Raw genomic sequence first — 3,807 nt, 5'->3', positions numbered from 1 at the left:
CATTACAAAGAATAGCTTCGTGATCAGACTCTAGTACGGTCTTTACAAAGTCAGGTGCATATTCGGGCACGTTTTTTTGAAAAAATCGTTCACCGCCTAGTACTCCATGCGGATAACGGATCGAGGTAAGCGAACGATTCTGAAGAAACGGGAGAAACCAGCTGGAGATAATCCTCAGGTATTGTAAATAGTCAACTTTGGTCATTGTTTGTGCAGGTAACTCCCAAATTGGTTTATCCGGAGAGGTAACCGTTACGTTTTCAGGAAACGTATATTGAGCCGCTATGAATGCTTCCCATGTACAATTCTGGGGAACTTGATCAAGAACGAAACGGTCAAATCGTGGCTCTCGTAGATGATCTTGATCGTAGGCATGCAAAAAATGAACAGAGATACAAAGAGAAGGATTCATGAAGTAATAGCGGTCGTCTTCTGAATGAGCATTGCTTTTAACAAGGGTTCGAACGATTTCTTTTTCTGTAGGTTGGATGCCGTTTTTTACTTGTCCGATGTTAACGATTTGATCATCTTTATAGACGCCGCACGTCAAATATTCATTTTCTTTATCAAGGGCGGTGATAAAACAGGTTACGGTGCGCCAGTTTTTTAATTTATACCAGGTTTCGGTGCGCTTTCCTTCTTGCCAAGAACTTTGAGCGTTCTTCGCTACCATTCCCTCTCCATCGTAAAGCAGGACCTGTTCTTTTATGAAGTCGAACGTTTTGCTGTTTGGGATAAGCTGTATTCTTGCATCATGCATAGGCTCAGGCAATAATGGCAGCTTAAGTTTTTGACCAAAATCGAAAAGAAGGCTTTTTCGTTTTACATAAGGTAAATCGATGATGCTTTTGCCTTTTAGCTGTAACAAATCAAAGGAAAGCAGGGTACAAGGAGACAGAGTCGCTGCCTTTGTAATTAATTCAACATTCCGCAATCGTCCCCGCCACTGCATATGCATGAAATTAGATTTATAAGGGTTTTCCAGCCAGACTAATTCCCCATCGAGCACGAGCGGCAGCTCTTTTTCTATAGTAGGAATGATGGAGTTGATAAACGCTTCAATTTCAGGGAATTGTGGTAATAATTCTTTTCCATTTCTGCTTATTAAAGAAATATGATGGTTTGATAGTGTTAATATCGCGCGAAAACCGTCATATTTCGGTTCAAAAAGCCAGTCTTTCCCCTTGGGAGCTTCATCTCGATAGGTAGGCAGCATTGGTTTCAATATGGATTCCTCCCTTTATCTTCAGTGTTTCCACATCACGAAAAAATTAATCCAAGAGATAAAGAATAAATTCCATTTCATTTGGAGAAAATGGAGATAACCAATAAATCTTTGAAGAGGGTGACACGATGCATACAATTTGGAAGGGGAGCATTAGCTTTGGATTAGTTAATATTCCTATTAAACTCCATGCAGCTACTGAAGATAAAGATATTTCCTTACGAACATTGCATAAGGAATGTCATTCACCAATAAAATATGAAAAAGTCTGCCCCGTTTGTAAGATGGAAGTGGGCAAAGACGATATCGTCAGAGCATATGAATATACGAAAGGGAAGTTTGTTGTTCTTGAAGATGAGGAGTTAGCTCAACTCAAAAAGGAAAATGAAGATAAAGCGGTTGAAATTATCGATTTTGTTAAGATTACAGAAATTGATCCAATCTATTTCAACAGAAGCTACTATATGTCTCCTAATGAAGGGGGGAGTAAGGCTTATTCGTTATTGCGACAAGCTTTGGAGACTTCAGGGAAAGTTGGATTGGCGAAGATTATGATACGCTCGAAGGAAAGTTTAGCTGTGATTCGCGTACTTGATCAGACCCTTTTGATGGAAACCATTCATTATCCGGATGAAGTACGACAAACGGAAGATGTGCCAAATATCCCATCAAGTGAAAATGTCGTAAAGAAGGAACTTGATACGGCGATCATGCTGATTGATCAATTAACGACAGACTTTGTTCCAGATAAATATCATGATGAATACCGGACAGCATTAATGGAGCTGATTGAATCGAAAAAGACTGGGGAAAAAGTGGTCAGTGCTAAGCAGCCGAAGCAAGCTGCTTCAAATGTGACAGATTTGATGGCTGCCTTACAAGCGTCAATTGATCGGACAAAACCAGCGGGTAAACAAACAAAAAAACCCGGCACACGTAAAAAAGCTGCCCCTAGAAAAAAAGAAGCATAATAGTAGAAACCGGACGAGCCTATTCGTCCGGTTTTTATTATATTAAAAACATATTCTTTGCTTAAACAAAAGAAATCTTCTACAATCATACAGGAAGAAATTGTGTAAGGGGTTGTAATGAAGTGGAGAAATATATACTTTCAATTGATCAAGGTACGACAAGCACAAGAGCCATTTTATTCAATAAAGCAGGGGAAATGGTTCATGTATCACAACAAGAGTTTAAACAATATTTTCCTGAGCCGGGTTGGGTGGAGCATGACGCTAACGAAATTTGGGGGTCCGTTTTAGCCGTTATTGCAACATGTTTGTCCGATAGTGATATAAAACCGATGCAAATCGATAGTATTGGGATTACGAATCAAAGAGAAACAACAGTCGTCTGGAATAAAAAAACAGGAAAGCCGATCTATCGTGCTATTGTTTGGCAATCACGTCAAACAGCGAGTATTTGTTCAGACCTAAAAGAAGCAGGTTATGAAGAAACATTTAGAAAGAAAACGGGTCTGCGGCTAGATTCATATTTTTCAGGGACCAAGGTGAAATGGATACTGGATCATGTCGAAGGAGCTAGAGAACAGGCTGAAAATGGTGAGTTATTGTTTGGAACAATCGATACATGGTTGATTTGGAGACTTTCCGCTGGTAAGACTCATGTGACTGATTATTCGAATGCTTCAAGGACATTGATGTTTAATATCCATGATCTTCAGTGGGATGAGGAATTGCTTAAGATTCTCGATATTCCTAAATCCATGCTTCCTGAAGTCAAGTCATCTTCTGAGATTTACGGCTGTACAGATGAAACGCATTTCTTTGGACAGCAAATTCCCATTGCAGGTGCTGCCGGTGATCAGCAAGCAGCCTTGTTTGGACAAGCTTGTTTTGAGTCAGGAATGGGAAAAAATACGTACGGAACAGGCTGCTTCATGCTGATGAATACAGGCGATAAAGCGGTTGAGTCAAAACATGGACTGCTCACCACGATTGCCTGGGGAATAGATGGGAAAGTAACTTATGCTTTGGAGGGAAGTGTGTTTGTTGCCGGCTCGGCGGTACAATGGCTGAGAGACGGGATGCGTATGCTGAAAGATACCAGTGATAGTGAAGACTATTGCTATAAAGTTACCTCTTCTGATGGTGTTTATGTAGTACCAGCTTTTGTTGGTTTAGGAACTCCGTATTGGGACAGTGAGGTCAGAGGTTCAGTGTTTGGTCTAACAAGAGGGACATCTAAAGAACATTTTATCAGAGCAACCCTTGAATCGCTGGCCTATCAAGCCCGGGATGTGCTTGATGTCATGGAAGCCGACTCAGGAATTCATTTGAAAAAACTTCGTGTAGACGGCGGAGTAGTTAAGAATAATTTCTTAATGCAATTCCAAAGTGATATGCTGTCTGTAGAAGTAGAACGCCCTGCCATTAATGAAACGACGGCACTAGGAGCGGCCTATTTAGCAGGATTGGCGACAGGCTATTGGAAGGATTCCACCGAAATTGCTGCACAATGGAAACTTGAGAAGGAATTCGTACCAAGCATGGATGAAGAAAATCGTGAAGAATTATACGGCGGTTGGAAAAAAGCAGTTAAAGCAGCACAATTATTTAAAT

Annotated in this window: 3 protein-coding genes; 2 read left to right on the top strand and 1 reads right to left on the bottom strand. The window is 40.6% G+C overall.

Annotation, left to right across the window (positions count from 1 at the left end):
* Positions 1-1,216 (bottom strand): non-homologous end-joining DNA ligase LigD (gene ligD / locus AC52RT_RS15705; RefSeq protein WP_495541612.1); only part of this gene is annotated, 1,216 nt, incomplete at its 3' end.
* Between the two features lie 137 nt (positions 1,217-1,353).
* On the opposite strand from ligD, the gene ku reads away from it, so the two are divergent.
* Together ku and glpK are read left to right on the top strand one after the other, a co-directional pair.
* Entirely contained in the window at positions 1,354-2,196 is an 843-nt protein-coding gene (gene ku, locus AC52RT_RS15700) for a non-homologous end joining protein Ku (RefSeq protein WP_495541611.1), read from the top strand.
* 122 nt (positions 2,197-2,318) lie between these two features.
* Positions 2,319-3,807 (top strand): glycerol kinase GlpK (gene glpK, locus AC52RT_RS15695; protein ID WP_495541610.1); only part of this gene is annotated, 1,489 nt, incomplete at its 3' end.

The sequence above is a fragment of the Peribacillus sp. genome (assembly GCF_059453735.1).
The sequence above is the reverse complement of the archived record's forward strand: the minus strand, read 5'-3'. Positions and strand labels throughout refer to the sequence as shown.

Excerpts from the sequence above, each read along its gene's own strand:
- ku (WP_495541611.1), top strand. The coding sequence starts at position 1,354 with ATGCATACAATTTGGAAGGGGAGCATTAGCTTTGGATTAGTTAATATT.